The organism is Cytobacillus sp. FSL R5-0377, from assembly GCF_038004385.1.
GTDB lineage: Bacteria > Bacillota > Bacilli > Bacillales > Cytobacillaceae > Cytobacillus.
In genome coordinates this window covers 3,416,280-3,440,532 of the sequence record NZ_JBBORA010000001.1, presented here as the reverse complement: position 1 = coordinate 3,440,532, position 24,253 = coordinate 3,416,280, and the positions used below count along the sequence as shown (strand labels likewise).

Sequence of the window (24,253 nt, the reverse complement as noted above, 5' to 3'; positions counted from 1 at the left end):
TAAAAGCATATCCCGCAAAAAAAAGAGCCAAAGAAAACCCTTCAGCCCATCAGCCTATTTCATCAAATCTCTACACGTATAACTTGCTGTTTTTCGCCTAACATTGCTGCCGGATGATTTCCGCTCCAGGCTGCTCGGTGAACAGCGGTGAAGGCAGTAAGCCTTCCTCTGCGCTTCGAGTTACTAGGGCGGTACTATCAGCTCCAATCAACTCGAAAAACATACAAAAGCAACAAGTCTTGCAAAAATAGCTTTCATCCAAAATCAGTGCAGCGGGAAAACTGTCCAGATTACGATTGTTCTTTTTTAATTAGTTCCTTAAGTTCATCAATAAACACATTGATATCCTTAAATTGCCTGTATACCGATGCGAACCGGACATATGCGACCTCGTCAATCTTTGCGAGCCTGTCCATGACCATTTCGCCAATTTCATCACTTTTTATTTCAGAAACACCGTTGCTGCGGAGTTCTTTCTCCACTTCAAAGGTAATATCCTCGAGATCTTTTAAAGCAACAGGCCTCTTTTCACATGCTTTAATAAGGCCTCTCAGAATTTTCTCCCGGCTGAATTCCTCTCTGGTACCTTCTTTTTTCACAACGATTAATGGAATTTCTTCCACTTTCTCAAAAGTCGTAAACCGGTATCCGCATTTCTCGCATTCTCTTCTTCGGCGGATCGATCGGCTGTCATCCACAGGTCGGGAATCAAGAACACGGGTATTATTGTTTTGGCATGAAGGGCATCTCATACAATCAGCTCCGAATTTTTTTATAAGTTGGCTTTAACTATTTACCGAAGATTATTTGATACTCTTATCTTATAAAAAAGGAGTTGTCAGTACAAGTACAACTATTTATCTGCATTTCTTGCAGAACCTAGAAAATCATGCCGTTTATTTAATTTTTCATATATCGAAAGAACCTCTCTCTTAAGAATTGGGTGCACTCCTGCAGGTGAGGATTGTTCAGTTGAAATATTGATATCTACAGCTGTTTCAAAAGGCTTGACAGTCACGACTGTCACAATGGCAAAAACGGATTTGTCTTTTTTTATTTCTGCAGCAATTTCGCCGTGTTCCTTGGAAATGCTGAGAATGTTCACATTATGGTCTGCCCTGAATAACTCTTCAATCGTCTGCAGCATTTGTGCTGTATTGGTTCTATAGTATCTTGTAGTAAGCTCAGGATCAGAGTGGTTTTCATTTGTTTCACACTGCTTTTTATAGCGTCTGGCAAGCTGACTGAAAATCGACATTCTCTTTCCTCCGTCTATTATTTGTAACTTTATTGTACTATTTTTTACGAAGATACTAAAGGTACTGGATTTTAAGCAAAATAAAAAGAGGTGTATTAAATACACCTCTGAATTGCCTGGTTCATTTTGTATTAAAGTACTTGAGCTTGTTTAACTTGAACTGGACCCATACCGCGAGGAATTTCGATATTCTCACGCGTTTGAGCTCCTAACGCTTCTGCAATAAAGTCTGCAGCAATGTTAGGGTCAAGATCTCCACACGTATACACATCAATGCTGGCATAGCCATGCTCCGGGAAGCTGTGAATAGTTAAATGAGATTCAGAGATGATAACAACTCCGCTGACACCCTGTGGCGCAAACTTATGAAATGCAACCTCGCGAATTTCCGCACCAGATTTTAATGCAGCATTTACGAATGTCTGCTCAATATAATCCATATCATTTAACTTTTCAAAATCGCATCCCCAAAGTTCTGAGATTACGTGACGACCCATAGTTTCCATATTCAAATTTCCCCCTTTAAACTTTTAAGCTATTAATTAATGAAATTCCAGATTTATACTGGTCTATAACTACCACGGGGGAAAGTTAGTCCAAAGAGGTCCTAACCCTTTAAGTAGCTACCATACCAAAACCTCGGAGAAGTTCACGAGGATTAGTATACTTTGTTTAATTTCTTTTTGCAACACATTGTTCTACATTTTCTTCGCAAATTTCTGATTCAAAAAAGGAGTTTTGTCCAATAAAAGGAGCCTGCCGGGGAATGGCAGGCTTTAAAGGTAAGGTATGGGTAGTTTTAAACTAAAAGAGATTGGAAATTAGCCAACTTTAACGGCAGATGCTTGTAAAAGCTCCTGTGCAACATGTTTTGTCAAGTCTACGACACGGCAGGAATAACCCCACTCATTATCGTACCAGGCAAGTACTTTCACTTTGCTGGTGCCTATTACCATTGTAGATAATCCATCAATGATGGCAGAGTGTTCATTTGTGTTGAAATCGATTGACACCAATGGTTCGTCTGTAATATCCAGGATACCATGCAAAGATCCCTGAGAAGCTGTTGCAAAGGCAGCATTCACTTCTTCAATTGTTACGTCGCGCTTTAAGTCTACCACGAGGTCAACTAAGGAAACGTTAGGAGTTGGCACGCGCAGTGCCATCCCATGTAATTTGCCTTTTAAATGAGGCAGTACCAGCGACAAAGCTTTAGCAGCACCAGTGGAAGTCGGGATGATAGACTGTCCGCAAGCACGGGCACGGCGTAAATCCTTATGCGGGTTATCAATATTTTTCTGATCGTTTGTATATGCATGAACGGTTGTCATAAGTCCGTTTTCAATGCCAAATTGTTCATCAAGCACTTTCGCAACAGGTGCAAGACAGTTTGTTGTGCAGGATGCATTTGAAATAATATCATGTTCTTCAATTTTTAATGCGCTTTCATTTACGCCCATAACAATAGTCACATCTTCATTTTTTCCAGGAGCAGTAAGTATTACCTTTTTAGCCCCGGCTTCAAGATGAAGAGCCGCTTTATCACGGGAATTAAACTTTCCTGTAGCTTCAATAACGATATCGATATTCATTTCTCTCCAGGGAAGTTCTTCAGGATTACGGCTGCTGACAAGCTGAACCCTTTTACCGTTCACAACAATAGCATTGTCTTCTGGAACAACACTTCCTTCGAATGGTCCATGGTTGGTATCATATTTAATTAAGTGTGCCAAAGTTTCAGCCGGATAGCTTGCATTTATGGCAGCCACTTCAAGACTTTCATCAAGGATGGCTTTTCTAAAAACCATGCGTCCAATTCTTCCAAAACCATTAATCGCTATTTTCGCCTTCATGTTACGGCCCCTTCCGCATTAGTGTTATACTTTTTGTTACCTTAAGATGTAATTAGTATAACATATTGAGGATCATTTGTGATGAATAAAATGCGGATTTTTTAATGTTCAACAATTCAGAAATATTAGCCCATACTTTTTCTAATTATTATTAGGTAATGGTCTATGTTACAGACGAATCCTTATTAATTTTGTCATACTAATTGGGCTTTAGGCACATTAAAAAAAGAGCCTATCACAGGCTCCTCAGACAGCATTCCATTTTTTTAAGATCTTCCATAATTGTTTTTCTGTTTCTTCAATCGTACCATTATTATCAATAACAGCATCGGCCAATGCTTTCTTTTCACTTAAAGGCATCTGAGATTGAATTCTTGCCATCGCTTCATTCTCTGATAGCTGATTTCTCTGCATCAGCCTTTTTAGCTGCACATCTTCATCTGCATATACTAATAAAGTTTTGTCGCACATATATTGTAATTTACTTTCAAACAGAAGCGGTATATCGAGTATGATCAGTTGTTCATTACGGCTGGTTGCCTGTTCCTTTTTGGCTGTCATCCTTTTGCGGACTGCAGGATGTACTATGCTATTCAGGACCTGCCGTTCTTTTTCATCATGAAAAATAATGGAGCCTAGTTCTGCACGATCAATTGAACCGTCTTTGAGAAGAACCCTATCCCCAAAATGACGGACAATTTCCTGATAAGCTTCCTCTCCTTTTTCAACAGCTAATCTGGCTTCTATATCCGCGTCGATTACAGAATATCCTTTTCCGATTAGGAGAGATGAAACAGTGCTTTTCCCGCTTGCAATCCCCCCTGACAAACCTACAGTCAGTGGCATAGTGTATTCCTTTCCTTTAAAATACTAGATTTTTAGAATCCCAATTACGATTAAAATAATGCCTGGAATGAATGAAAACTTATGGACCCATCCGCTTTTAGAAAAAAGGGACCCCACCTGCATTCCCAAAAACACAAACAGAGAGCTCATAACGGCGACCGTCAACGCCAGGTAGTAAGGTGAGTACCCCAGCATAGCTGCACCGATTCCAGCACCAAAGGCATCCAGGGATAGTGCAAGCCCAAGCATTAGTGCTTCAATTCCTGTGATGGCACCGGATTTGTCAAAATCAGCGGACATCGGCTTTTTCAAAATATTAATGACAAGCCCTAGAGATTTAATTTCCAAATTTACAATTGTCTTTTCATGCGGCAGGACATCCTTCACCTTTTCCGGCCTGAAAAATTGATATAGGACCCAGGCACCGAGAAAAATCAGAATGACTCCGCCTAAACTTTCAGCTAAAGCCGGAGATAAAAAGGCTCCTATTAAATGGCCGATTGTCATGGCGGCCATTAATGTGATTGCTGAACAGCAAGCGATTATACTGATCGATTTAAATGGTATGCTCATTTTCCTTAAACCATATGTTAAACCGACACTAAAACTGTCAAGACTGACAGCAAAAGCAAGTATCAAAAGTGAGAATATATGCGCCATAGAATAGAGCTCCTCCCTGTCAATCGCTACGATAGTATATGGAAGGAGCCCATCCAATGTTATTCAAAACGCATTTTAACTCTATTCCGTTTTTATTTCCTCTGACAGGCAGGACAGTATACTGTGCCCCTGCCTCCAGTTACGATTCGCTCAAGTGTGCTTCCGCAGACTTTGCACTCTTCCCCTTTTCGCCCATAAACAAAAAGATCAAGCTGGAACATGCCAATTTGCCCCTGGGAATTAACATAGGAGCGAATGGTGCTTCCTCCTTTATCTACCGCTTCTCTCAGGGTATCTGCAATTTCTTTATGAAGAGTCTCCAATTCGTTTCTTGATAAGCTATTTGCCGCTCTTTCAGGATGAATTCGCGAGCGGAATAGTGCTTCATCGACGTAAATATTGCCGAGGCCTACGATCGTTTTCTGATCGAGAAGTGCAGTTTTGACATGGCGGGAGGTCCGGGCAAGTCTCGAAGCAAGGTCGTCCACCGTAAATTCCTCTGCAAATGGTTCTGGTCCCAAATGGGCCAGAGGAAGAGTCTTAAGCTCTTCACCCTTTGCATATAAGTGCATCGTTCCAAATTTACGGACATCTTTGTATCTGAGTTCAGTGTCATCAGTAAAATGGAAGATGACATGAGTGTGTTTTTCAACAGATTCTTCTTTAGAATAAAGGCCATATCTGCCCTCCATTCGCAGGTGGGACACGAGTGCATATTCATCTGTGTAGAGGATCAGGAATTTCCCTCTCCTGCCAATGTCCCGAAAAGTCTGGCCTGCTAAGGCATCCGTGAATTGGGCAGGCTCTTCGGGATGCTTAACCATTTTAGGCCAGAAAACCGAAACATGGGAAATAGTTTTGCCGATCACCAATTCCTGCAATGTTCTTCTGACCGTTTCAACTTCAGGAAGTTCAGGCATAGTCATCCCTCCTTTGAAAATCTAAAAATCAGCTTTTATTTTGCATCAAACCATGTTGGGCCATACGAATAATCAACTTTAAGCGGAACTTTCAATTCTACTGCATTTTCCATTACGTCCGGAACGATTTTTTTGAGGGTCTCTATTTCATCCTCTGGTGCTTCGAAAATCAGTTCATCGTGAACCTGCAGCAGTAGGCGTGCATTAAGCTTTTCCTTTCTTAAGCGATCAGCCATGTCAATCATGGCCTTTTTAATAATATCAGCTGCACTACCCTGAATTGGTGTGTTCATAGCGGTGCGTTCCGCAAAACTTCGCAGGTTAAAGTTTCTGCTGGTGATTTCAGGCAGATATCTTCTTCTGTGAAGAAGGGTCGAGACAAATCCTTTCTGTTTTGCTTCATGAATAATATCGTCCATGTACTGCTTTACACCAGGATAGCTTTCAAGATACCGGTCAATGAATTTCCCTGCTTCTTTCCGGGTTATGCCCAGGCTTTGAGAAAGACCGTAATCACTGATTCCGTAAACTATTCCAAAGTTAACGGCCTTAGCATGGCGCCGCATATTGGATGTAACTTCATCGGCATTAACGTGGAATACTTCCATAGCCGTTTTGGTGTGAATATCCATATCTTCAATAAAGGCTTCAATCAGCTTTTCATCATCTGCAATATGGGCCAGCACTCTCAGTTCAATCTGCGAATAGTCTGCAGCAAAGATAGCCCAGCCGGGTTCTGAAGGAACAAATGCCTGCCTGATCTTTCGCCCTTCCTCCAGACGGATTGGAATATTTTGCAGGTTCGGATCAGTTGAGCTTAATCTTCCTGTCTGGGTTAGAGCCTGATTGAACCTGGTGTGGACTTTGCCTGTTTCCTTGTTAACTACCTTCAGCAGGCCTTCAATATAGGTGGATTGAAGCTTGCCAAGCTGGCGATAGTGCAGGATATCCCGGATGATTTCATGATTGTTCTCAAGTTTTTCAAGGACATCGGCAGAAGTGGAAAAGCCGGTTTTTGTTTTTTTAATGACTGGCAGCCCCAGTTTTTCAAAAAGGATTACACCTAGCTGTTTAGGTGAATTAATATTGAAAGCTTCCCCAGCAAGTTCATGTATCCGCTTTTCAATTTCATCTAATTTCAGGAGCAGGTCTTGTCCCATTGTCCTTAGGCGTTCCAAATCCACTTGAATTCCTGTTGACTCCATATCCGCTAATATTAAAGACAGCGGCATTTCAAGGTCATAAAAAAGCTCGGATTGCTGGTTTTCCTTTAAATCATTATCGAGTTTCTCCTTCAATGTCATCAAGGCAGCTGCTTTTCTTGCTAAATGACCGGCAAGTTCTTTCACTTCCGGAATCCGCCTTTTTGCTCCTTTTCCGTAGAAAGCTTCATCCGATTGAATCGCGTGATAGCCATGATTTTTTGCTATAGATGCTATATCTTCAATAGTCTGAGACGGGTTAATAATGTATGAAGCGATATAAAGATCAAAATCTGCACCCTTTAGATGAATACCATGATGGCGGAGTGATACTTCAGATCTTTTTGCATCATACACAGTCTTCTTTTTCGTATCATCTTCAGCCCATCTTTTAAAAACTTCTGACTCTAAGGCCGTATCTTTGGAGAAGAAGAAATTCCCCTTCTCATTTGCCACGGAAAAACCAATTATTTCAGCATAATGGTAATTATCCTCCAGAAGCTCAACATAAAATGCACTTTCATCAGAAAACATATCTTCCTTAATTTCATCAGCAATGCTAAATTCAATTTCATCCAGATTCTCTTCAATTGCTTCTGTATCCCCGCCGATTTTTTCCAGCAGCGAATTAAAGCCCAGTTCTTTGAAGACGCCTATTACCTTATCTTTTTCAAAACCTTCATATTCAATATCTTCAATTTTAATCTCAACAGGAGCTTCCCTCGTGATCGTAGCAAGTTCTTTGCTCATTAATGCCTGATCCTTGAACTCTTCCAGCTTTTCTTTCAGTTTTTTTCCGCTCACCTTATCTGTTGAATCCAAGAGCTCTTCAAGGGTGCCAAATTCTTTCAGTAATTTAAGGGCTGTTTTTTCACCCACTCCCGGGACCCCCGGGATATTATCTGAACTATCACCCATCAGGCCTTTCATATCAATAATCCTGTCTGGCGTGATTCCGTATTTTTCTTCTATATGCGCTGGTGTGTATTCTTCAATATCTGTGATGCCTTTACGGGTAATGCTGACAGTGACGTCATCAGAACTTAACTGGGTTAAATCTTTATCTCCCGATATTACTTTAACTTCATAGCCATCTTTTTCTGCATGAAGGGACAGTGTTCCAATGATATCATCCGCTTCATAATTTTCCAGTTCATATCTGGAGATTCCATAAGCATCAAGAAGCTCTCTTATATAAGGAAACTGCTCTGATAGCTCAGGCGGGGTTTTCTGCCGGCCGCCTTTATACTCGCTAAAGGTTTTATGGCGGAAGGTTGTTTTTCCGGCATCAAATGCCACAAGGAGATGCGTCGGTTTTTCATCCTCCAAAATCCTCTGCAGCATCATAGTAAAGCCGTAAACAGCATTGGTATGTATACCTTTATCATTGTTTAAGAGCGGCAAAGCAAAAAATGCCCGATAAGCGATGCTGTTGCCATCTATCAGAACAAGCTTTTTCTTACCCAAATAAAATCTCCTCCTTCTAAGAAAAGCGGAAGCGCCTTGCTCACCCCCGACCAGCATAAGACGATCCTCCCGGAAAGGCGTTCTTTGCCTTTTTGGGAGGGGCGGCTTGTGACCTCGAGGGGGTAGGCGCTGCAGCTAGACAGTTAAAGCGGAAGCGCCTTGCTCACCCCCGTCCAGCACAAGACGATCCTCCCGGAAAGGCGTTCTTTGCCTTTTTGGGAGGGGCGGCTTGTGACCTCGAGGGGGCAGCCGCAGAAGCTAGATTTGTCCGCAATAAATAAGCCGTTATTTTCCTTTATTCTATCATGAGCAGATAGAGAAAGAAAAATAACGGCCTCTAATTAAAGTCCTATTTAATTAGTATTCCCCATCAGCAGACGGGCATATGGTGAATCAGAAGGCAGAACGATTACAGTCTCGCCATTGATAGTCTTTTTATAAGATTCAAGTGTGCGGTATAAGGAATAGAATTCCGGATCCTTTGAGAAGGCTTCATTATAGACCTTCGCAGCTCCCGCTTCCCCCTCTGCCCGAATTACCTCAGCATCTGCCTGGGCCTTCGCAAGCATTTCCCTGACTGTCCTGTCTGTTTCAGCAATAATAATATTCTTCTGGGCATCCCCCTTGGACAGATATTCCTGGGCTGTCGACTGACGCTCGGAGATCATTCTGGTATAGACAGATTGTTCGTTTTCAGCCGGTAAATCTGTTCGTTTAATGCGTACATCTGTTACTGTGATTCCATAATTATCATTTGTAAGCAATTCATTCACTTTTGTGGTAATTTGATCATTCAAAGATCCTCGTGAAGATTTTTCATCATTGATGATTTCTTCGTAATTCAGCTGACCCAATTCGGAGCGGGTCACGGAGTAGATGAATTCTTCCATTCTAGCCTCCGCTCCCTCCAATGTTCTCGCGTTTGAGATCATTTTCTTCGGATCGTCAATTTTCCATACTGCATAGTTATCGATAATCATGACCTTTTTGTCCTTTGTGTTGATCTCAGCTTCGGACACATCATAAGTCATTTGATATTTCGGGAGTGTGGTTACACTTTGGATGAAGGGTATTTTGTATGCTAATCCAGGTTCGCTTTCAATCCGGACTACCTCTCCAAATTGACGAATAACCCTGTATTCCCCTTCCTTTACAATAAACAGGTTGCTGAACAATATTCCTAGTCCGGCAATGATAAGCACGAGGATGATTCCTAGTTTGGTATAGGTTCCCCATTTGAAATTTCCGCCCCGTTCATTGATATTTACAACATTTTGATCACTCATTATCCGTACCTCCCTCCTCTTTCGGTTTGGCCTGTTCTTTCTCCAGCGGCCTGATTGGGAAATATTTCATAGTGTTTCCATCATCATTCATAATGTAAATCTCTGCACCCGGAAGGACTTGCTCAAGTGTTTCAATAACTAATCTCTCTCTTGTGATATCCGGGTTATTTTTATATTCAGCATACAATTTATTAAATACTGCTACATCTCCACGAGCTCTCTCGAGACGGGCTGCCTTTTCCCCATTTGCTTTGGAAATAAGAGCTTCCTTCTCACCTTCAGCTTCATTCATTCTCTGGTTCTTATATTTATTTGCCTCATTTTTTTTAGTATTGGCGGTTTCCCTTGCATCGGTTACATCTGTAAAAGCTTTTCTTACATCATCATTCGGCAGCTCAACATCCTGCAGTTTTACGGCAAGAATTGATATGCCAATATCATATTTGCCAATTAAAGATGTCAGGAGTTCTCTTACATCTGCTTCGATTGCTGCTTTCCCTGAAGTCAGCGCAGCATCTATCTTTGATCCTCCTATAATACTTCTTAAAGATGAAGAAGTAGCATCATATAAAATTTCTTCCGGTTCTTCGGCATTATAAAGGAATTTTTCCGGATCGGTTATTTTCCACTGTACCACCAGATCTGCAAGGACGATATTTTCATCCCCGGTTATCATTTTTGTCTCATCAGGAAAATCCTTTATTTCTCCATCTTTTTCTTCATATCCAAACTGCAGCGAAAAAGTTTCCTTTGAAAGCTTCTCCACGCTTTGGACAGGCCATGGCAATTTAAAGTGAAGTCCTGGCTCCGTAATGCCTTCCTCAACTTCCCCAAATGTTAAAATGACTGCCTGATCCGACTCATCGACGGTGTACCATGTTGTAAAAGCTATTATACTTAAAATTAATATTGCGATAATTAGCCCTGCGATTGTATAAATCCGCTTTAAGCTGACCATTTCTCTCTCCCCTTTCCTAGCACTTTCTATAACTTTTCATACGATTTATTTACGTAAAGGTTTCATAAATATGACAAAAGTTAAAGAAAGATGAAGAATCGGCAAAATGAAAAAGGCGAAAGCGGGGTCAGCTTTCACCTTTTTCTATGGCTCCTTGGATGAAGGGGTTTAACAATTATGATTTTAACAGCGCATTGTAAAGGGAACATAAATCTGCTGTTAAAATCATGTAAAGTTAATCCTGCCATTTCATCCATTTTTTTCATTTATTACTTTCGGAAGTTCAATAATAAAGGAGGTGCCTCTGCCAACCTCACTTTTAACCGCGATGGTACCCTTATGTGCTTCAACGAGATGCTTTACGATTGCCAGCCCCAGCCCTGTTCCACCAGAGTTCCTGCTTCTGGCTTTATCGATCCGGTAAAAACGTTCAAAGATACGCGGAATTTCAATGGCTTCAATTCCAATCCCCGTATCCCGTATTTCTGTTGAAACGGTGCTGCCGCTATTTGCTGAAGAAATATGGACGGCCCCCTGTTTTGGCGTATATGAAATTGCATTTGATATGATATTGATAAACACCTGCTTAAGCCGGTGAACATCACCTTCAACATATACAGGTTCATCGCCTCTCTTATATTCCAGAACGATTTCTTTTTCTGCTGCCTTCCCTTTCATGATGGCCACCACATCTTCGAGCACAACAGCCAGATCCAGCTGCTGAATGGACAAACTAAAGCCCTGCTTTTCAATTTTCGACAGATCCAGCAATTCCTGAATAAGAGATTGCAGACGATCACTTTCCTTCAAAATGATATTGAGAAAATCATTAAGAGTTTGTTTGTTTTCCATCGCACCATCCAAAAGAGTTTCAGAGAAGCCCTTTATAGAGGTAATTGGTGTTTTCAGTTCATGAGAAACGTTCGCGACAAAATCCTTCCTCATCTGCTCAAGTTTCTTCAGTTCGGTAATATCATGAAATACAAGCAAAATCCCTTTCCATTCATCATTCGTCCCAATAATAGGAACTCCATATACTTCAAAGTAACGTCTTTCGATGTTGACAGGTATAATGAGCTGCTTTTTTACTTTCTGTTCCGTCATAAAAATTTCTTCAACCACTTCGGTTACCCCTTTATGTTCTATCACTTCATAATAGAGTTTATAAAGGTATTCGGAAGGATTTACATTGAAAACCTCTTTGTATGGCCGGTTCACCAAATTAATATAGCCTCTGCTGTCAATAAGAATCAGACCGCTTCCCATGTTTTCAATGAGAGCGCCAAGTCTGTCCTGCTGCATCTCCTGGGATTTCACCATTTCCTGAAGATTCCTCGCCAGTACATTGATAGATTTACTCAGCATACCTGTTTCATCTTCCTGATCTTCATATGTTCTTGCCCGATAGTTTCCCTTCGTAAGTTCAATCGCAACCTGTGTTGCGGACTCGATAGGCTTTGTATATCGTGCCATAATTCTTGACCCAAGCAGAATAATCATAAATAAGGACAGACCAAGACTGATAGCTAAAATCCACCAAATCTGCTGATAGGCCTTTTGGAATTCTGCCAGCTTTGTGCTTAAGAAGATATAGCCTTCCTTCTCGCCATTTACCATCACAGGCTGCCAATAATAGTGCAGATTAAAACCTCCGGCCACTTCCCATCCTGATTCATATTCGGATTTCTTTTTTAATACTTCTAATATAATTTCCTGGTGCCTGCTTTGTGTAGTCTCACTTATGACGCCGCTATCCATTAATATTATGCCCTTGCTGTCAGTAGCAGTTACACGCACATCAAGTATGTCACCAAGTTCATTGATTCTATCAATACTAATGGACCCAATGCCTCCATTGCCCTGAATATAGCTCGCCGCCATTTCAGTCTCTTTTTGCAGACGTGCATCAAATGTATTTAAATAATAGCTTTTAAATAGCTGGCCTAAAAGAAGGCCTAATGCAACTAGAACAACAAGAATTAACGAAAGCAATGCGAAAAGCAGTCGGGTGCGAAACGTGTTCATTCTCCTTTAGGCCCCTCCAATTTGTAGCCCAATCCGCGAATGGTTTTAATATAAACAGGTTTTTTGGTGTTTGCTTCAATTTTCTCTCTTAAATGGCTTATATGTACATCAACGATTCTCGTGTCTCCTGCAAAATCGTAATTCCAGACTGCGCTAAGAAGCTGATCCCTTGTCAGAACACGGCTCTTATTCTTAGCAAGATATAATAGTAATTCAAACTCCTTCGGAGTTAATTCAAGAAGTTCTCCTTCAAAATAGGCTTCATAGTGCTGTGGAAGGATCTTTAGTCCGCCAATCCTAAAAGAATCGCCATCTTCCTCTTTCTCTTCGACAGCTTCAGGCACAAATTGAGTTCTCCGCAAGATAGCTTTAACTCTGGCAACTACTTCCCGAGGGCTGAAAGGTTTTGTCATGTAATCATCTGCACCCAGTTCAAGACCAAGAACCTTATCAAATTCATCATCCTTGGCAGTCAGCATTAAAATAGGTGTTGCTATTTTCTGCTGTCTAAGCTGTTTGCATACTTCTATTCCATCAAGCTTTGGCAGCATAAGATCAAGTACAATAAGATCCGGTCTTTCAGAAATGGCCAGATCTTTACCCTCCTGGCCATCCATGGCTGTAATTACTTCATAGCCCGCCTGCTGCAGGTTGTATTGAAGTAAAGTTACGATAGATTGTTCGTCATCTACAACTAGAATTTTCTTATCCATATGATCCTCCGCGTCATTGAATTACCCCTGTGTTAAACCTAAGCTGCTTGACTGTCAGCGATTTTTATAAAAAGCAGGTATCCCTCCTGCCTATCAAACCCCTACTTGCCATATATCTTTATTATAATATATTTCATGGTTTATTTCGGGTCAATCGCTGGAAAGGGAGGATTTAATCAAAAAAGATGTGCATATGCTGCACATCTTTTGATTATCAGAAATTTTCTAAGGCATTCCCATCCATAGGCTGGGGTTTGTAAGGAGGACATACAAGGAGCTGACCATTAATAACCGTCTGCTCTTCTTCATTCGTTCCCTGCACCTTAATTTGCACGGTATGGTTTGAGGTATTTACTTCTGTTACTTCGAATAAAAATTGAACTGTGCCATAATGATAGACAGGCTTTGTATACTCAATATCCTGTTTTAAAACATGGCTTCCAGGCCCCGGCAGATATTTGGAGATGGCAGAATTTATGATGCCATTCAGCATAACACTTGGTACTATTGGTTTTTTATAAGGTGTTTGAGAAGCATAATCATGCTGGATATATAAAGGATTTGCATCGTTTGTCAGGCCAAGGTAAAGCAATAGATCCTTGTCTTCTATTTTTTCTGTAAGCGTCAATTTTTCTCCTACAGATATTTCTTCAATAGTTCTTCCCAGTTTTCTTTTCTTTCCAAGCAGCATAGCTTGCACCTCCGAGTATTGTAACCGTTTACATATCTGGTGTAAAAAATAGACTGTTGAATATTTTAAATAATTCAGTCTATTTTTTATATGATATCATTATTTACTATTTCCCAAAAGGGCTTCCAGTAAAAAAATTCGGAGTTTATCCCCGAACTTTTTTACTGCTTATATTGCAAATCTGTTAATTAGCTTAAGACTTTGGGCGGTCGGTAAGCCTCCTTACCGCTCTCTTCATGTGGGTTCACATATGTCCCGCAACTCCCGCAGGACATAAAATAATCCCCTTGAATCACCATCACACAAAGAAAATAAGATAGCATCTTCGAGGGATAAATGTCCTCCACAGTCAAACAAGAGAGTTAAACTGATGCGGTTCGAAAATACTAGTGTTCTTTAGTACTACACTAATACTTCCATTACCTTGCGAACTGAATCTGCCGATTTATCGAGGGCAGCTTTTTCTTCATTTGTCAGTTCTAGCTCTATTATTTTTTCAATTCCATTTGCTCCAAGGATGGTTGGCACACCCAGATAGATTCCTTCATAGCCATACTCTCCTTCAAGGTATGCAATGGAAGGCAGGACACGGCGCTGATCTTTAAGAATAGCTTCACACATTTCCACCAGAGAAGCAGCTGGAGCATAGTAGGCACTACCGTTGCCTAATAAATTGACGATTTCTCCTCCGCCTTTGCGTGTCCGCTCGACAATAGCATCAAGACGATCTTTTGATATTAATGCTTCTAAAGGAATGCCGCCAGCATATGAATAGCGGACTAGCGGAACCATGTCATCACCGTGGCCGCCAAGTACAAATCCTGTAATGTCTTTAACAGATAAATTCAGTTCCTGGGCGACAAATGTGCGGAAGCGGGCTGTGTCAAGAACACCTGACTGGCCAATTACACGGTTTTTCGGGAAGCCCGATTCCTTGAAAACTGTATAAGTCATCGCATCCACCGGGTTAGTCAGCACAACTATATAGCTATTTGGAGAATACTTTGCAATCTCCTGCGCTACACTTTTCATAATCTTCTGGTTCGTCTGTACAAGATCATCCCGGCTCATACCCGGCTTCCGTGCAATGCCTGCTGTAATAACTACAATGTCAGAGTCTTGTGTATCTTCATAGCTAGAAGTGCCAGTGATGTTCGCATCAAATCCCTGTACAGGACTTGCTTCCAGCATATCAAGAGCTTTTCCCTTTGTAGGGTTTTCCATTTGCGGTATATCGACCAGCACGACATCTCCAAGTTCTTTTTGGCCCAGTAAGAATGCAGTTGTTGCTCCAGTAAATCCTCCACCGATTACAGAAATCTTTTTGCGTTTCAATGACATGAGCAGTTCCTCCTTTTGGAAATGAAAGTTTAGGATTTTCATCCTTTATGTAAGAGGCTGTTCCAAAGAACAGCCATCCCTATATACACATTCTTCACTTTTCAGAAATTCCCTAGCTGCCCGGCAAAAAAAGTTTCCTCAGGTAAGTGCACAAAATAGCACAGTATGAACAGTATATTAGTTAAAAGCGCCTTTTATTATAGGCGCTTTTGCTTTTTTACTCCATGTTTTTAATTAGTTCCTCAGCAAATTCAGAGCATTTTACTTCAGTTGCTCCATCCATTAGACGGGCAAAGTCATATGTTACGACTTTAGAGGCAATAGATTTTTCCATAGATTTAACGATCATGTTTGCAGCTTCGTTCCATCCAAGGTGCTCAAGCATTAATACACCTGAAAGAATAACCGAAGAAGGGTTAACCTTATCAAGGCCAGCATACTTCGGAGCTGTACCATGAGTTGCTTCGAAGATCGCATGTCCAGTTTCATAGTTAATGTTTGCTCCAGGAGCAATACCAATTCCGCCTACCTGCGCAGCAAGAGCATCAGAAATATAATCTCCGTTCAAGTTCATTGTTGCAACAACATCAAACTCTTTTGGACGTGTAAGGATCTGCTGTAGGAAAATATCGGCAATTGCATCCTTAACAATAATTTTGCCAGCTGCTTCTGCATCTGCCTGAGCCTTGTTTGCAGCTTCAACACCTTGCTCATCTTTAATGCGGTCATATTGAGCCCAAGTGAATACTTTTTCTCCGTATTCTCTTTCAGCGAGTTCATAACCCCAGTTTTTAAAGGCACCTTCAGTAAATTTCATGATATTGCCTTTATGTACAAGTGTTACAGATTTGCGGCCTTCTTTGATTGCGTACTCGATAGCAGCACGTACAAGGCGGCTTGTTCCTTCCTCTGATACCGGCTTAATGCCAAGTCCGGAAGTTTCAGGGAAACGGATTTTATTAACACCCATTTCATCTTGAAGGAAAGAAATTAATTTCTTCACTTCATCAGAACCTTTGGCATACTCAATGCCGGCATAGATATCCTCTGTATTTTCACGGAAAATAACCATATCAGTATCCTGCGGGCGTTTAACTGGAGAAGGAACGCCTTCAAACCAGCGGACCGGACGCAGGCACACAAACAGGTCAAGCTCCTGGCGAAGCGCAACGTTCAGGGAACGGATACCGCCGCCGATTGGTGTTGTTAATGGTCCTTTAATCGCAATAAGATATTCATTGATCGCATCAAGTGTTTCAGAAGGAAGCCACTCTCCAGTCTGATTGAAGGCTTTTTCGCCGGCTAACACTTCTTTCCAGACAAGCTTGCGCTCACCTTTATAAGCTTTTTCTACAGAAGCATCCAATACACGGGAAGCTGCCGCCCAAATATCAGGCCCTGTTCCGTCTCCTTCAATAAAAGGAACGATTGGGTTGTTTGGTACGTTTAGTACACCATTTGTAACTGTGATTTTTTCACCTTGCATTGTTATACCCTCCATTTTGAAAAGTGCGAACATCAGCCTTTTTTATTTATATAGACTTCGGCATAATGCTGCATCAGTATATCAGATTCAAAGGTTAGAAGGCATTTGCCTCTAACCTTTTCCCTGCTCTCTCTATTACAGCAATTTTTTGATAAAAAGTAAAATGCTGAGTAGTAAATTTAATTCTTTTAATCTGTTTTTTCAGCCTATTAAAGACCTCTTTGCTCTACTGGCACGTATTTTTGCATTCCCGGGCCTGTATAGTCTGCACGCGGGCGGATCAAGCGATTATTTTCATATTGTTCGAGAATATGAGCCAGCCAGCCGGATACACGGCTTACAGCAAAAATCGGCGTGAACAGGTCATGGTCGATTCCCAGGCTATGGTATACAGATGCAGAATAGAAGTCGACATTTGGCGGAAGCTTTTTCTCTCCGGTAACAATCGCTTCAATTTGCGTGGACATTTCATACCAGTGTGGTTCCCCGGTAAGTTCAGTAAGCTTTTTAGACATTTCTCTTAAGTGCTTGGCACGAGGATCGCCCTGACGGTAAACACGGTGTCCAAAGCCCATGATTTTCTCTTTCTTTTCAAGTTTTTCACGGATATATGGCTCTACATTTTCAAGAGTGCCGATATCAGTAAGCATCTTCATTACAGCCTCATTGGCACCGCCATGCAACGGACCTTTTAATGCGCCAATAGCAGCTGTAACTCCTGAATAGATATCTGATAAAGTAGCTACACATACACGTGCAGTGAAAGTGGAAGCATTCAGTTCATGGTCCGCATGAAGAACCAGGGCTTTATTAAATGCTTCAATTGCGATTGGCTCAGGCTCTTTGCCTGTAAGCATATATAGGAAATTGGCTGCAAATCCAAGATCTGTTCTAGGAGCAATTGGTTCAAGGCCTTTTCTAACCCGTGCAAATGCCGTTACAATAGCAGGCATTTTAGCTTGAAGGCGAATTGCTTTTTTATAATTTGCTTCTTCATCCATCTGATCTGCTTCTTCATCATAAAGTCCCAATAAAGACACTGCCGAACGAAGGGCAGCCATTGGATGCACTTTGTCAATTGGATATGTTTTAAAATGGTTCAGAACTTCCTCCGGAAGAGAGTAGTTTGCTGCAAGCTGACTCTTTAATTCATCCAGCTGGGATTGAGTAGGAAGCTTTCTGTGCCATAAAAGATAAATAACCTCTTCAAAGCTTGCATTTTCAGCCAAATCATCAATATTGTAGCCAGCATAGGTTAATGTATCGTCTATGATGGAGCTGATAGACGAAGTAGTAGCTACTACCCCTTCAAGACCGCGTGTTACTGTCATACCGAATCTCTCCTTTACATAATAAAATTTCCCCATACCCATTTTTGTCTGTACATTAAACATAAGTAAGCCGAACCTGGTTTTTCATTTTTCAGAAAAGCTTCCTTGTCATGTCCACATTCTGTTTTATCTTTATTGGGACACAATTATAGGGCTGCAGGACAGCCTTTGAAAAAGCCGGCTGTATTAGCCGATCTACAGACCAAATTCATGAAAGTGATACTTTCATTTAGTAAAAAGTACTCCCGATATATGGAAGAAATAAACTTTCTCTTGGCATGCATTAATCGAGCGGTTGCTCGGTACTCGGTTAAAAAAAAGAAAATGCTTACATTTTTCTGGAATTAGAAAAAATAAATATATTAATAACATTTCGATAGAGCTTAACTGAATATAATAGGTACCGTGAAATAGGTTACGCTTACAAGTCCTATTATAAACAATTATCTGACTTTTGTGAATGAAAAGCACTTAATTTGTTAAAAAATATTATTTTTCAAGAAAAGTTTATTTGCATTCTTGCCCCATAGGCAATGAGGAATCTAGATGAAAATTCATTTAAAAAGCTCAAAGACCTTCATTGCCATATATGCAATCCCAGCCCCTATCAGAGGACCGACGGCAATACCTTTAAAAAGGGAGACAGCAAGAATGGTCCCCAGTACAAGTGCAGTTGTTATATGGGGATCTTCAGCCAGCAGCACGATACCGCCTTTTGCCAGAAGTGCAACTGCAATCCCCGAGACAAGAGCTATCCACGCATAAGGGGATTTAAATGCACCGCTTAAATCACGGAATCCGATTTCACCGCTGGCTATTGGTGCCAGGACAGCAATTGTAATAATGGTTACACCCCAGTTAATCCCCTTGGACTGCAGAAATGAAAAGGCTTTTGAATCCAGGCCGGATGCTTTAAGGATAATCAAAATAAAGACAGCAATAATCAGTGATTGATTCTTTGCTATTAAACCAATCCCCAGCAATAGTAATAAGAAAATAAGTGGTTGGGATAACATTTGCTAATTCACCTGCCAGCTTCCTATATTATCGTAACATAATTTAATTCAATTTAATAATTTCCGAGTTCTTAGGCTGTCTTTTAAAAATAGAATAAGTATTAATAGACACTGTCTAATTATTTTTGCCTCTTGCAAAAATGATGTATGATATAACTAATAACATTACATAAAAAATGCTGTCATTACTTAGTCTGTTCAAATTTAATAAGGAGGCTAATACTTGAACCCCGCATATATCTATCGAACCGTAAGATTTTTCTTTGTTATTGGAGTGGTGATTTTAAGTTTCTATGCTTTCTTATATTTATCCAAAGTGACTTATCCTTTCATTATTGGATTGGCCATTGCCTTTCTCATTAACCCTTTGGTCAATTTAATGGAAGTTAAATGGAAAATACCAAGGGTTCTCGCAGTGCTTATTGCACTGATTCTTATCTTTGCCATTTTTGCCGGATTAATCACTTTACTGGTGGCCGAGATCGTATCAGGTGCAGATTATTTGGCAAAAGTAGTGCCTCAGCACCTCGATACCTTAATTAACTTCATAGAACAATTCTTTGCAGGGCAAATCATTCCTCTTTATAACCAGCTGGCAAGTTTGTTTAATAATCTGGGAACCGGACAGCAGGATACCATCATGACAAATATAGAAAATGTCGGGAAGCAATTTGGATCTACACTGGGAGATTTTATTCAGGCATTTTTTGAGAATATCCCAAATATCCTTTCATGGTTTCCCAATGCAGCAACAGTCCTGATCTTCTCGCTGCTGGCCACTTTTTTTATCAGCAAGGATTGGCACAGACTTTCAGGGTTATTCGGCCGCATGCTTCCCAGCCGCGCAAAAAAAAGCGGCAGAACTGTATTTGCAGATCTCCAGAAGGCCTTGTTTGGATTTATTAAAGCACAGGCTACTTTAGTATCGATTACTACAGTTATTATACTTGCCGGACTCCTCATCCTGCGTGTTGATTATGCGATTACAATTGCACTTGTTACTGGACTTGTCGATATTATTCCCTATCTCGGTACAGGACTGATTTTTGTGCCTTGGATTATATATGAAGCAATCGGCGGAGAAATGAGCAGGGCACTCGGGCTGGGCATTCTGTATATCATCGTGCTGGTCCAACGTCAGATAATGGAGCCCAAGATCCTTTCATCAAGCATTGGGCTTGATCCTTTAGCTACCCTGATTGCTTTATTTGCCGGTTTTAAACTGATCGGATTTTTAGGCTTGATTGCAGGTCCGGTTACTCTTGTGCTCCTCACTACCCTTCATAAAGCGGGAGTGTTCCAGGATATCTGGTTGTTTATAAAAGGCAATGAAGAAGCCGATTAGGATAAAAAATAGCATCTCCTTCAGTTATGCTATGCAAAGGATGGGATATCGGCACTTCTCTAGGCAATTGTGCTGCTTAGCTGGGGCACAAGCCACGAGTGGCACTAATCAGTTATGTTAATGCCGCTGAACCAAGAATAATGTTTATGAAGTGTACTATTTAATGGGATCAGCGCCACTGAGCGAGGGAATGAAGCCGCAAAGTGTACTAATCATGATATTGCATCTTTCAATAAAATTAACAAGCCGCTCCAATATAATGGAGCGGCTTTATATTTTGCTATTTTTACCTGATTATTGTGATTGTTCCTTTGTTCATCCATTTTTTAAGTCCCTGATATAGGATGTTTTTAAGGACTTTTCTTGCAGGAGGGAGAAGCAAAGTAAATCCTAATGCATCTGTTATGAACCCTGGTGTAAGAAGCAGGACGCCCCCTATAAGAATGCATGCCCCATCAAGAATGGCATCTCCAGGCATCTGTCCGAATCGCAGCTGATCCTGTATTTTTCTGATTGTTTCAAGCCCCTGCCTTTTAGCGAGATAGGCACCTAGAACACCTGTAAGCAAAATAACTGCTAGTGTGGGCCATAGCCCAATAGTGTTGCCTGAAAGAAGCAAAACACCAATTTCAGCAGCCGGAATAATTATCATCAATAAGAGAATGTAGCGCATCAAGCCACCTCTATTTTGTTTAAGACTTACTCTTATTATATCAAACAAGGCAATCGAAATATAACAATTTGTCCAGGAAAAGAACAAAAGCGCAAGCACCTGCCCAAGAAGGAAGGCAGACTAAGAACGCCACACATCCCTAAAGTTATAAATATTTTTCCTTAACATCAAAAAAAGGAAGGGCATCCCCCTCCTTTAACAAGTAATTATAATACGCTTGCGTGTCCGTTATAAATTACACCGCGCTGAGAGTCAACAGTGACTTCCTGTCCATCTTTCAGCAGGCTGGTTGCATTTTCAACCCCTACAATGACAGGTATGCCAATATTAAGGCCAACAACAGCCGCATGGCTTGTAAGCCCGCCTTCTTCTGTTATAAGCGCACTGCATTTCTCAATCGCAGGAACCATTTCACGGTCAGAGCCGATTGTAACCAGAATAGATCCTTCTGTTACTTTCGCCAATGCTTCCTCTGCATTCCTCGCTACAACCACTTTTCCAAATGCTGATTTGCGCCCGATTCCTTGTGCCTTTGCAAGGATATCTCCCACTACATGAATTTTCATTAGGTTGGTGGTACCTGCTTCACCAACAGGAACTCCAGCTGTAATTACAACTAAGTCTCCTGAAGCAACAATGCCGCTGTTCAAGCTTTCTTCAACAGCGATATCAAGCATATCATCCGTTGTAGACGCTTTTTGGCCAATCTGAGGGTACACACCCCAAGTTAAAGATAATCGACGTGAAACATAATCGTTTGAGGTAACGGCAACGATTGGTGCTTTAGGACGGTATTTGGAAATCATCCGGGCTGTATGGCCGCTTTCAGTTGGCGTTATAATGGCGTTAACATCCAGGTTCAGAGCTGTATGTGCCACTGATTCCCCAATGGCATCAGTGATGTTATGTTCATTATCTTTGCTGCGGTTTGACAGGATTTCTTTATGATCCAGTGCCGATTCCGCTCTTGATGCGATGTTGTGCATCGTCTGCACAGCCTCGACAGGGTAAGAACCCGCAGCTGTCTCACCGGATAACATGATTGCGTCTGTGCCATCAAAAATGGCATTTGCAACATCACTCGCTTCTGCGCGTGTTGGACGCGGGTTGCGCTGCATGGAATCCAGCATTTGTGTAGCAGTAATAACCGGTTTGCCCTGTGCATTACATTTCTTAATTAATTTCTTTTGCACAAGCGGCACCTCTTCAGCGGGGATTTCAACACCCAGGTCTCCGCGCGCTACCATAAGCCCGTCAGAAATCTCAAGAATTTCTTCAATATTGTCTACACCTTCCTGATTCTCAATCTTAGGAATGATGTTGATATGGGATGCATTGTGCTCTTCAAGCAGCTGTCTGATTTCCAGAACATCAGATGCTCTGCGGACAAAAGAAGCGGCAATGAAATCAACGCCCTGTTCGATTCCGAAAATGATATCCTGTGCATCTTTCTCTGTTATGCCGGGAAGATTTACAGAAACACCTGGGACATTGACGCCTTTCTTATTTTTAAGTGTTCCGCTATTTAATATTTTTGTGTGGATTTCACTGTTGGCCTTATCAATTTTTGTCACTTCCAGACCAATTAAGCCGTCATCAAGCAAAATTCTGCTTCCTGTGTGCACATCTTCAATAAGTCCCGCATATGTAACAGAAAACTTTTCTGCTGTTCCTTCAACCTCGTTCATGGAAATAATAATATTTTCCCCAGCTCTCAATTCAATCGCGCCGCCCACCATATTGTTTGTGCGGATTTCCGGCCCTTTAGTGTCTAAAAGGATTGCTACAGTCTTGCCAGTCTTTGCTGAAGCCTCACGGATATTCTGAATTCGCTGGCCATGTTCCTCGAAATCACCATGGGAAAAATTTAAACGGGCAACATTCATTCCTGCTTCAATAAGCTGTGTTAACTTTTCAACACTTTCACTGGCAGGTCCAATAGTACAAACGATCTTCGTTTTACGCATTATAAATTACCTCCTGAATTGATGCAGCTTGAATACCAGCACTAATGCTTTATGCCACCTGGTGCCGGCTTGTATCAAATAAAATTAAATAGACAGCTCTTTCGAGAGTTTGTAAAGATCCAGGTCAATTGTATGCTCTCTATCCAATATTTCAATTATATCATGGTCAACCAGTTTATTATTTTGAATTCCTACTGCACGGCCGCCTTTGCCTTCAAGAATAAGTTCCACTGCATATGCTCCAAGGCGGCTGGCCAGCACCCGGTCGAATGCAGTTGGAGAACCGCCCCGCTGCATATGGCCAAGCACGGACACCCGTGTATCAAAGTTTGTTGCTTCTTTGACCTGCTTGGCAAATTCCACCCCGCTGCAGACACCTTCTGCAACCACAATGATACTGTGTTTTTTGCCTCGTTCATGTCCCTTTTTCAGTCTCTCTGCAATTTCATCCATACTATAGCCTGCTTCAGGAATGAGGATTGTTTCCGCGCCGCCTGCTAAACCTGCACATAAAGCGATATCCCCTGCATCTCTTCCCATTACTTCAATGATAAATGTTCTTTCATGTGAAGTAGCAGTATCACGGATTTTATCAATTGCATCAATAACCGTATTTAAAGCTGTGTCAAAGCCAATAGTATATTGCGTTCCCGGAATATCGTTATCGATAGTTCCAGGTACGCCCACACAGGTAAAACCATGCTCTGTCAAAGCTTTTGCTCCACGATATGAGCCGTCCCCGCCAATTACAACTAACCCTTCAATGCCATGCTTGTTCATTTGTTCAATGCCCTTTTGCTGGCCTTCTTTTGTTTTGAACTCTTCGCTTCTTGCTGAGTGCAGCACTGTACCGCCGCGGTGAATGATATCACCGACCGAACCAAGGTCCAGCTTCTTAATATTACCTGACATTAATCCGGAATATCCGCCGTAAACACCATATACTTCAATATTATGATAGATCGCCTTACGGACAACTGCACGTACAGCTGCATTCATACCAGGAGAATCGCCGCCGCTTGTTAATACTCCTATTTTCTTCACAATAATCACCCCAATGTAATTTATAACTATAAGAAAGCTGTTTTCATGCTGCTTAAAAAGTCAGTACATGCCTGCTGTAAAAATTCTGTATGTAATATAGGCTCTATATGTAAAGCAGAGCATACTATGCTTATCTTATTATTGAACAAAACGCTATTGAATATTTCTAAA

General features: G+C 41.2%; 21 protein-coding genes. 1 reads left to right on the top strand and 20 read right to left on the bottom strand.

What is annotated here, in order from left to right; translation table 11 throughout:
- Nucleotides 1–290: 290 nt before the first annotated feature.
- From nrdR to NSQ49_RS17425, 17 genes are all read right to left on the bottom strand, one after another.
- Nucleotides 291–752 carry a transcriptional regulator NrdR gene (nrdR, locus tag NSQ49_RS17505; RefSeq protein WP_159863391.1) on the bottom strand — a complete coding sequence of 154 codons (462 nt, stop codon included), beginning with the start codon at nt 750–752 and terminating at the stop codon, nt 291–293.
- A gap of 101 nt (nt 753–853) precedes the next feature.
- Entirely contained in the window at nt 854–1,258 is a 405-nt protein-coding gene (locus NSQ49_RS17500) for a hypothetical protein (RefSeq protein ID WP_159863392.1), read from the bottom strand.
- A 131-nt stretch (nt 1,259–1,389) separates the two neighbouring features.
- Nucleotides 1,390–1,764, bottom strand: coding sequence for an adenosylmethionine decarboxylase (speD, locus tag NSQ49_RS17495; protein WP_035330279.1), 375 nt, complete (start codon nt 1,762–1,764; stop codon nt 1,390–1,392).
- 315 nt (nt 1,765–2,079) lie between these two features.
- Complete coding sequence (locus tag NSQ49_RS17490) at nt 2,080–3,111, bottom strand: glyceraldehyde-3-phosphate dehydrogenase (RefSeq protein ID WP_159863393.1); 1,032 nt, start codon at nt 3,109–3,111, stop codon at nt 2,080–2,082.
- Between the two features lie 246 nt (nt 3,112–3,357).
- Complete coding sequence (coaE, locus tag NSQ49_RS17485; RefSeq protein WP_159863394.1) at nt 3,358–3,957, bottom strand: dephospho-CoA kinase; 600 nt, start codon at nt 3,955–3,957, stop codon at nt 3,358–3,360.
- 24 nt (nt 3,958–3,981) lie between these two features.
- The gene (ytaF, locus tag NSQ49_RS17480; protein WP_159863395.1) at nt 3,982–4,617 is read right to left on the bottom strand and encodes a sporulation membrane protein YtaF; all 636 of its coding nucleotides are present in this window, start codon (nt 4,615–4,617) and stop codon (nt 3,982–3,984) included.
- 92 nt (nt 4,618–4,709) lie between these two features.
- Entirely contained in the window at nt 4,710–5,537 is an 828-nt protein-coding gene (gene mutM / locus NSQ49_RS17475; protein WP_159863396.1) for a DNA-formamidopyrimidine glycosylase, read from the bottom strand.
- A 35-nt stretch (nt 5,538–5,572) separates the two neighbouring features.
- Nucleotides 5,573–8,206, bottom strand: a complete 2,634-nt coding sequence (gene polA / locus NSQ49_RS17470) for a DNA polymerase I (protein ID WP_159863397.1) — start codon at nt 8,204–8,206, stop codon at nt 5,573–5,575.
- A gap of 353 nt (nt 8,207–8,559) precedes the next feature.
- The gene (gene hflC, locus NSQ49_RS17465) at nt 8,560–9,492 is read right to left on the bottom strand and encodes a protease modulator HflC (protein WP_159863398.1); all 933 of its coding nucleotides are present in this window, start codon (nt 9,490–9,492) and stop codon (nt 8,560–8,562) included.
- Complete coding sequence (gene hflK, locus NSQ49_RS17460) at nt 9,485–10,450, bottom strand: FtsH protease activity modulator HflK (RefSeq protein ID WP_159863399.1); 966 nt, start codon at nt 10,448–10,450, stop codon at nt 9,485–9,487. The genes hflC and hflK overlap by 8 nt, the downstream gene beginning before the upstream one ends.
- A 249-nt stretch (nt 10,451–10,699) precedes the next feature.
- Nucleotides 10,700–12,475: a two-component system histidine kinase PnpS gene (pnpS, locus tag NSQ49_RS17455; RefSeq protein ID WP_159863400.1), complete on the bottom strand. Its 1,776-nt coding sequence runs from the start codon at nt 12,473–12,475 to the stop codon at nt 10,700–10,702.
- Nucleotides 12,472–13,188: a response regulator transcription factor gene (locus tag NSQ49_RS17450; RefSeq protein WP_159863401.1), complete on the bottom strand. Its 717-nt coding sequence runs from the start codon at nt 13,186–13,188 to the stop codon at nt 12,472–12,474. Before NSQ49_RS17450 ends, pnpS begins: the two co-directional genes overlap by 4 nt.
- Nucleotides 13,189–13,402: 214 nt before the next feature.
- Nucleotides 13,403–13,879, bottom strand: a complete 477-nt coding sequence (locus NSQ49_RS17445) for a MaoC/PaaZ C-terminal domain-containing protein (protein ID WP_159863402.1) — start codon at nt 13,877–13,879, stop codon at nt 13,403–13,405.
- A gap of 402 nt (nt 13,880–14,281) precedes the next feature.
- Complete coding sequence (mdh, locus tag NSQ49_RS17440; RefSeq protein ID WP_159863403.1) at nt 14,282–15,220, bottom strand: malate dehydrogenase; 939 nt, start codon at nt 15,218–15,220, stop codon at nt 14,282–14,284.
- A gap of 217 nt (nt 15,221–15,437) precedes the next feature.
- Nucleotides 15,438–16,706: an NADP-dependent isocitrate dehydrogenase gene (gene icd / locus NSQ49_RS17435; protein WP_159863404.1), complete on the bottom strand. Its 1,269-nt coding sequence runs from the start codon at nt 16,704–16,706 to the stop codon at nt 15,438–15,440.
- Nucleotides 16,707–16,915: 209 nt separating this feature from the next.
- On the bottom strand, nt 16,916–18,037 hold the full coding sequence (gene citZ / locus NSQ49_RS17430) for a citrate synthase (RefSeq protein WP_159863405.1): 1,122 nt from the start codon (nt 18,035–18,037) through the stop codon (nt 16,916–16,918).
- A 554-nt stretch (nt 18,038–18,591) separates the two neighbouring features.
- A complete protein-coding gene (locus NSQ49_RS17425; protein WP_159863406.1) occupies nt 18,592–19,053 on the bottom strand; it encodes a DUF441 domain-containing protein in 462 nt (153 codons plus the stop codon).
- Nucleotides 19,054–19,276: 223 nt separating this feature from the next.
- Here NSQ49_RS17425 and ytvI point away from each other — a divergent pair, with 223 nt between their 5' ends.
- Complete coding sequence (gene ytvI, locus NSQ49_RS17420; RefSeq protein ID WP_159863407.1) at nt 19,277–20,398, top strand: sporulation integral membrane protein YtvI; 1,122 nt, start codon at nt 19,277–19,279, stop codon at nt 20,396–20,398.
- A 286-nt stretch (nt 20,399–20,684) separates the two neighbouring features.
- Here the strand turns inward: ytvI and NSQ49_RS17415 are convergent, their stop codons facing one another.
- The 3 genes from NSQ49_RS17415 to pfkA all read right to left on the bottom strand — a co-directional run bounded on the left by NSQ49_RS17415 (nt 20,685) and on the right by pfkA (nt 24,082).
- Complete coding sequence (locus tag NSQ49_RS17415; RefSeq protein WP_159863408.1) at nt 20,685–21,071, bottom strand: FxsA family protein; 387 nt, start codon at nt 21,069–21,071, stop codon at nt 20,685–20,687.
- A gap of 206 nt (nt 21,072–21,277) precedes the next feature.
- Nucleotides 21,278–23,038: a pyruvate kinase gene (gene pyk, locus NSQ49_RS17410; RefSeq protein WP_159863409.1), complete on the bottom strand. Its 1,761-nt coding sequence runs from the start codon at nt 23,036–23,038 to the stop codon at nt 21,278–21,280.
- 84 nt (nt 23,039–23,122) lie between these two features.
- The gene (gene pfkA, locus NSQ49_RS17405) at nt 23,123–24,082 is read right to left on the bottom strand and encodes a 6-phosphofructokinase (protein ID WP_159863410.1); all 960 of its coding nucleotides are present in this window, start codon (nt 24,080–24,082) and stop codon (nt 23,123–23,125) included.
- Nucleotides 24,083–24,253 lie beyond the last annotated feature (171 nt).

What these genes read in the sequence shown, in the direction of transcription:
- coaE (WP_159863394.1), bottom strand. Translation starts at nt 3,957, where the DNA reads ATGCCACTGACTGTAGGTTTGTCAGGGGGGATTGCAAGCGGGAAAAGC.
- hflK (WP_159863399.1), bottom strand. Translation starts at nt 10,450, where the DNA reads ATGGTCAGCTTAAAGCGGATTTATACAATCGCAGGGCTAATTATCGCA.
- NSQ49_RS17490 (WP_159863393.1), bottom strand. Translation starts at nt 3,111, where the DNA reads ATGAAGGCGAAAATAGCGATTAATGGTTTTGGAAGAATTGGACGCATG.
- mutM (WP_159863396.1), bottom strand. Translation starts at nt 5,537, where the DNA reads ATGCCTGAACTTCCTGAAGTTGAAACGGTCAGAAGAACATTGCAGGAA.
- NSQ49_RS17450 (WP_159863401.1), bottom strand. Translation starts at nt 13,188, where the DNA reads ATGGATAAGAAAATTCTAGTTGTAGATGACGAACAATCTATCGTAACT.
- NSQ49_RS17415 (WP_159863408.1), bottom strand. Translation starts at nt 21,071, where the DNA reads ATGCGCTACATTCTCTTATTGATGATAATTATTCCGGCTGCTGAAATT.
- ytaF (WP_159863395.1), bottom strand. Translation starts at nt 4,617, where the DNA reads ATGGCGCATATATTCTCACTTTTGATACTTGCTTTTGCTGTCAGTCTT.
- icd (WP_159863404.1), bottom strand. Translation starts at nt 16,706, where the DNA reads ATGCAAGGTGAAAAAATCACAGTTACAAATGGTGTACTAAACGTACCA.
- speD (WP_035330279.1), bottom strand. Translation starts at nt 1,764, where the DNA reads ATGGAAACTATGGGTCGTCACGTAATCTCAGAACTTTGGGGATGCGAT.
- pyk (WP_159863409.1), bottom strand. Translation starts at nt 23,038, where the DNA reads ATGCGTAAAACGAAGATCGTTTGTACTATTGGACCTGCCAGTGAAAGT.
- NSQ49_RS17445 (WP_159863402.1), bottom strand. Translation starts at nt 13,879, where the DNA reads ATGCTGCTTGGAAAGAAAAGAAAACTGGGAAGAACTATTGAAGAAATA.
- hflC (WP_159863398.1), bottom strand. Translation starts at nt 9,492, where the DNA reads ATGAGTGATCAAAATGTTGTAAATATCAATGAACGGGGCGGAAATTTC.
- NSQ49_RS17500 (WP_159863392.1), bottom strand. Translation starts at nt 1,258, where the DNA reads ATGTCGATTTTCAGTCAGCTTGCCAGACGCTATAAAAAGCAGTGTGAA.
- mdh (WP_159863403.1), bottom strand. Translation starts at nt 15,220, where the DNA reads ATGTCATTGAAACGCAAAAAGATTTCTGTAATCGGTGGAGGATTTACT.
- pnpS (WP_159863400.1), bottom strand. Translation starts at nt 12,475, where the DNA reads ATGAACACGTTTCGCACCCGACTGCTTTTCGCATTGCTTTCGTTAATT.
- citZ (WP_159863405.1), bottom strand. Translation starts at nt 18,037, where the DNA reads ATGACAGTAACACGCGGTCTTGAAGGGGTAGTAGCTACTACTTCGTCT.
- nrdR (WP_159863391.1), bottom strand. Translation starts at nt 752, where the DNA reads ATGAGATGCCCTTCATGCCAAAACAATAATACCCGTGTTCTTGATTCC.
- NSQ49_RS17425 (WP_159863406.1), bottom strand. Translation starts at nt 19,053, where the DNA reads ATGTTATCCCAACCACTTATTTTCTTATTACTATTGCTGGGGATTGGT.